Source organism: Streptomyces sp. NPDC001093, assembly GCF_040298985.1.
Taxonomy (GTDB): Bacteria; Actinomycetota; Actinomycetes; order Streptomycetales; family Streptomycetaceae; genus Streptomyces.
In genome coordinates, this window is sequence record NZ_JBEPBF010000261.1 from 1 (window position 1) to 4,531 (window position 4,531).

General features: G+C 70.1%; 4 protein-coding genes and 1 pseudogene. 2 read left to right on the forward strand and 3 right to left on the reverse strand.

The genetic code is table 11. The annotated features are described in order from the left end of the window. From ABT288_RS49535 to ABT288_RS49545, 3 genes are all read right to left on the reverse strand, one after another. A partial coding sequence (locus ABT288_RS49535) for a hypothetical protein (protein ID WP_351623385.1) occupies nucleotides 1-188 on the reverse strand: 188 nt, incomplete at its 3' end. A gap of 29 nt (nucleotides 189-217) precedes the next feature. Then, nucleotides 218-445, reverse strand: coding sequence for a hypothetical protein (locus ABT288_RS49540; RefSeq protein WP_351623386.1), 228 nt, complete (start codon nucleotides 443-445; stop codon nucleotides 218-220). A 579-nt stretch (nucleotides 446-1,024) separates the two neighbouring features. Beyond that, nucleotides 1,025-1,819, reverse strand: coding sequence for a hypothetical protein (locus ABT288_RS49545; RefSeq protein WP_351623387.1), 795 nt, complete (start codon nucleotides 1,817-1,819; stop codon nucleotides 1,025-1,027). 784 nt (nucleotides 1,820-2,603) lie between these two features. Here ABT288_RS49545 and ABT288_RS49550 point away from each other — a divergent pair. After that, a complete protein-coding gene (locus ABT288_RS49550) occupies nucleotides 2,604-3,272 on the forward strand; it encodes a hypothetical protein (protein ID WP_351623388.1) in 669 nt (222 codons plus the stop codon). A 319-nt stretch (nucleotides 3,273-3,591) separates the two neighbouring features. Beyond that, nucleotides 3,592-4,421 (forward strand): annotated as a pseudogene (locus ABT288_RS49555) (IS5 family transposase). Nucleotides 4,422-4,531 lie beyond the last annotated feature (110 nt).

Sequence of the window (4,531 nt, forward strand, 5' to 3'; positions counted from 1 at the left end):
AGCACCGCGCAGAACCCGAAGAAGAGCACGGCCAGCGCCCCCGCCACCGTCATCTTCACGGTGCTGTGGGCGACCAGGAGAACGATGCCCACAGCGACGAAGACCACAGAGCCGGCCAGCATGGCCCACACACGTCCCTTGGCGAGCGGGTAGACCGTCGGGGGCAGCGGAACGCCGTTGGGGATCATGGGCTCAGACTGTAGGACCATCGCCCTCGTCAGCGGAAGCCTTTTCGCAGGCCCTGCGGTACCCGTGGCTGTCCCGTCTGCCTCACACCGACGCGCTGCACGAGGTGATCGAGGCGAAGCGGGACGCCCGCCAGCTGCCCGAGGTAGCGCAGCTGGCGGCCCGGCCGGGTCAGCTGGCGGATCTGATGGCTGCGCTGCAGCAGTCGGTCGACGAGGCCCGGGCGGCGCGCGGCGAGACGGGCGACGCGGAGGCGCACCAGGCGCCGGCCGCGAAGAAGGCCACGGCTGGGGAGTCGGCGCGGAAGGCACCAGCCCAGACGGCTTCCTCGAGGAACGCCGGGCGCAACGGTGGTCGGCGAGGTGCGCCAGCACGCTGACCTGCCGTGGTCGGGGTCATGGTCGGCCTGTCCCCCGCCGTGGCCAGGGCTGCGGGGTGTGCGCGGATAGAACTGCTTCCCGCGGCTGTCGCTGGGAAGGAGGTGTCGGCGCCGGTCGTCGGCTTGCCCGCCCGGGCTGGCCTGGGACAACCGGGTCGGCAGGCACAGGGGTGGGCCAACCCTCGGTGCAACCCTCGGTCCCCCTGTCCGCTCAACCGTCCAGCCCACCGTCCAGCCCACTAAGGAAGCAACCCTCAACCCGGCCGGCGCGCCGGCGACGCGTCCGGCTCCCGGCCACTGGGCAAGCCTCCAAGACAGCCGGCTTGCCCAGGCTCGGCAGGCTTGCCCGACACCATGCAGCGCCCTGCCCTAGCCTGGTCGGCACCTCGGCAGCATGGTCGGGCCTGTGGTGGGGGTGCGACCACAGGCCCGACCACGGCGTGCCGCAGGCTGGTCGGGTCAGCGGCGGCGGAAGAGGCCGCGGGACCTGTTCGCCCCCGCTTCCGCGCAGGCGGCGGCTTCCTCTTCCGCCTGGCGTCGCGCGGCGCGTTCGGCCTCGGTCCGTTCGCGGTGCGCATCCAGGCACGGCCAGCACAGGCCGTCGGTCCCGGTCTTCCACCGTCCCCGTACGGCGTTCCAGCGGTCGTCGGTGAACTTCTGGCCGCAAGCGGTGCACACCGGCCGCTGCGCCTCACGTTCCGCAGCCTCGCGCTCCGCCCGGCGGCGGCGCGCCTGCTCGTACTGGACGGCATACAGCCGGTCGCCGTCAGGGTTGTCCAGAGCCTCGTGCAGCGTCTGCCACTCATCCCGCCCCAGCCTGCGCCACACCGCTCCGGCCGCCCCGGCCGGGTCGGCGGTGATCCGCTCCAGCTCCGTGACGACCACGGGCACCACCTGGTGGTAGTCGACGGCCGTGATGCCCGCCTCCCTCCCCGGATAGGGGGCGCCGGCGAAGTAGGCGCGGGCGGCCTGCTCCAGGCGCCGTATCCGGCTCTCGCGCTGCGCGGCGCTCTTCCCGGTGAACACGAACGCCACCGGGACGTAGCCCTCCCGTCCGGTCGCCGGGTAGAGGCGCGACCAGAGCCGGAAGGCGTGCACCGCCGGTCCTCCGTGCGAGCGGGCTGCCTTCTCCTGGTTCGTGTCGGCCTTCGGTGCCAGAAGCTCGAACCACTCGTGGTAGCGGCGCAGCTTGGCCACCAGGTCGTCGACGGGCTCAGCCGGGTCCGGCCCGCGGTCATCCGCAGACGTCGGCATAGTCGGGCGGCCGGACGCCCGCCGAGCTCGATCGCGATCGACCGTAGCCAGCCTGTCAGCCCGGTGCTCGAGCGGCGGTGCCGCTCGGACAGGCCCGGCACCTGCTTGACGAGCGTCTTGCGGGAACAGCTCTTCCGGTCGCAGAAATACCGGCGCACCCGCAGCCGGACTATGACCTGCGAGGACCCAACGGCCGCTCGTCCAGGGTTCGTTGGTACATCGCGCCTCGCCTGATTCCCGCAGTCCGGGCACCGGCCCGGACGAGCCGTCGACACCGCCTCCACCACCAGGACGCTGGAGGAGCCGTTCACCCGCTCCACCCGCACATCGATCCCGGGAAACAGCACATCCTCGACCGTCTTGCTCGCCACGGCAGGAAACACCCTGCTGAAACGATCCCCCGTTCCCGCCCCTGACCTGGGGACTCACGGAACTGCGGACAGAGCCTCGAAAACGGCCAGGGGTGCTCGTCACCCCAGTCGGTCTGGTGTTAAACGAAGTGGGGAATTTCAGCGAGCCGCTAATTCCCGCAGCATCCGCTCCATCCTGCTGTACGGCATCGGGGACTTCCCGCAGTGTGCGCGCCCGTCGCCGTGTGTGCGGGAGAAGGTGTCCAGGTCGGCCCGGGTCGGTCTGGTCTTTCCGGGCAGCCGGTCAAATCACCTCGCGCGATGCGGCTATCGGTGGGTCCGGCCGACGCCGCGGCTCTGCCCCGGGGCGGCCACCGGCGTGTCGGTGCCACGGTCTACGCTCCCTGGCAACTACGACTTCGGGAAGTGATCGAATGTCCTACGACGATGACGAGTTCGAGGACGAGTACGAGTTCATGCCCGCGCTGAGCACGGCCCTGATCGATCAGTCCGAGGGTGTGCGGACCCTCGAGGGCTGGCGGATCGAGCGGCTCGGTCTGATCCGGGGGGCCGCAGGCGACGGCACGATCTACGACCCGCTGGGGCCGGAGGGCGGGGGCTTCCCGATGCGGCCCGGCGGCACGCCGGTCTACCTGATCGCCCGCGAGAAGGCACCAGGGGTCCCGGTGGCGGTCCTGGTACACCCTGGCGAGAGCGTCCCGGTCCGGACACAGGACTGGGGCGACCGCGTGGCGACCCCGTCCGGTCTGGCCGTGGTGCACGCGAACCCCAGCAGGACCTGGATCGAGCCGGGCACAGGGATACTCAAGCGTGCCTGGGCGACCTTGCACGCCCGCGCTGCCGAGGGCAGCACCTGGAGGCTGGAGAATCTCCGCGACATGCTCCAGCGTGCCTCGGTGGACCCGGCCGACTGGCCGGTGGAGCCGGTCGAGGGCGATTTCGCGAACGGCTGGCTGATGATCCCGGACGAGGACGGCGCCGGCACTGTACTGGGCGTCCTGGCCGACCCGGACGGCTCCAATACGACCGAGTGCCTGGACGCCGAGGGCAACACGGTGGCGATCCTGCTCACCCTCGACTAGGGAGCGTATTCGGTCGCGATCAGGGGTGGTCTTGGCTTGGTTCACACCGCTCGGGAGCCACTGGGGGATCTCGGATTGCCCCGCCGGCCGGGAAACCTGGGCGGGGAGGCTTCGCTGACGGCTGTTCGTTGATCCCCGATCCGTTTCGGTGGTGTCCGCCCTCAGCTCAAGGACGTTCTGGGTGGGGAGATCCATCGAGCAGGTCTGAGGCCATCCCCGAGCAGGGGATGGCCAATTTGAGGGAGCGCCATCACGAGTACCGCCGCCTCGTCTAGGCAGTGTCTTCAAATGATCTTGAGTGGTGGATCATGGTCCGGTTATACGTCGCCATGAACTGTCGGATGCCGAGTGGGAGTTCGTTCGGCCGCTGCTGCCCGAGTCGTCGCGGGGCAGGAAGCGGTTGGACGACCGCACGGTACTCAACGGGATCGTGTGGAAGTTCCGTACCGGGACTGCTTGGCGGGACGTGCCCGAGCGGTACGGCCCGTGGGCCGCGCTGCACACCCGGTTCCGCCGATGGGCCCTGGACGGCACGTTCGAGCGGATGCTCCAGGCCGCCCAGGCCAGGGCAGACGCGGCCGGGGACATCGACTGGCTCGTGTCGGTCGATTCCACCGTCGTCCGTGCCCACCAGCATGCTGCGGGGGCCCGAAAAGGGGGCTCCGTCACCCGGGACTCGGACGCTCCCGAGGTGGCCTGACCAGCAAGATTCACCTGGCCTGCGATGCCCTGGGGCGACCGCTCGCCTTCACCGTGACAGGCGGGAACACCAACGACTGCACCCAGTTCACCGCCGTGATGGACGCGATACGGGTGCCCCGCCTCGGACCGGGACGCCCCCGCGTCCGGCCCGACCACGTCATCGGCGACAAGGGCTACAGCTCCAAAGCGATCCGGGCCTGGCTCAGGCGGCACGGCGTCGCCCACACCATCCCGGAGCGGTCGGACCAGATCCGCAACCGGCTCCGGCGCGGCTACCGCGGCGGGCGCCCGCCGGCCTTCGACAGGCAGCTCTACAAGCGGCGCAACATGGTCGAACGCTGCTTCAATCGCCTGAAGCAGTGGCGAGGGATCGCCACCCGCTACGACAAGACCGCCGAGTCCTACCAAGCAGCCGTCACCCTCGCATCGCTCCTGATGTGGGCGTGACATTTGAAGACAACTCCTAGCTTGACTCTGTCGGGGATCTTGGAGTTTCCCGGTGCGGCAGCATGGTCGACGGGGATGATCGGGGAGTTCCGCCGACCGTTGCAGCTGTC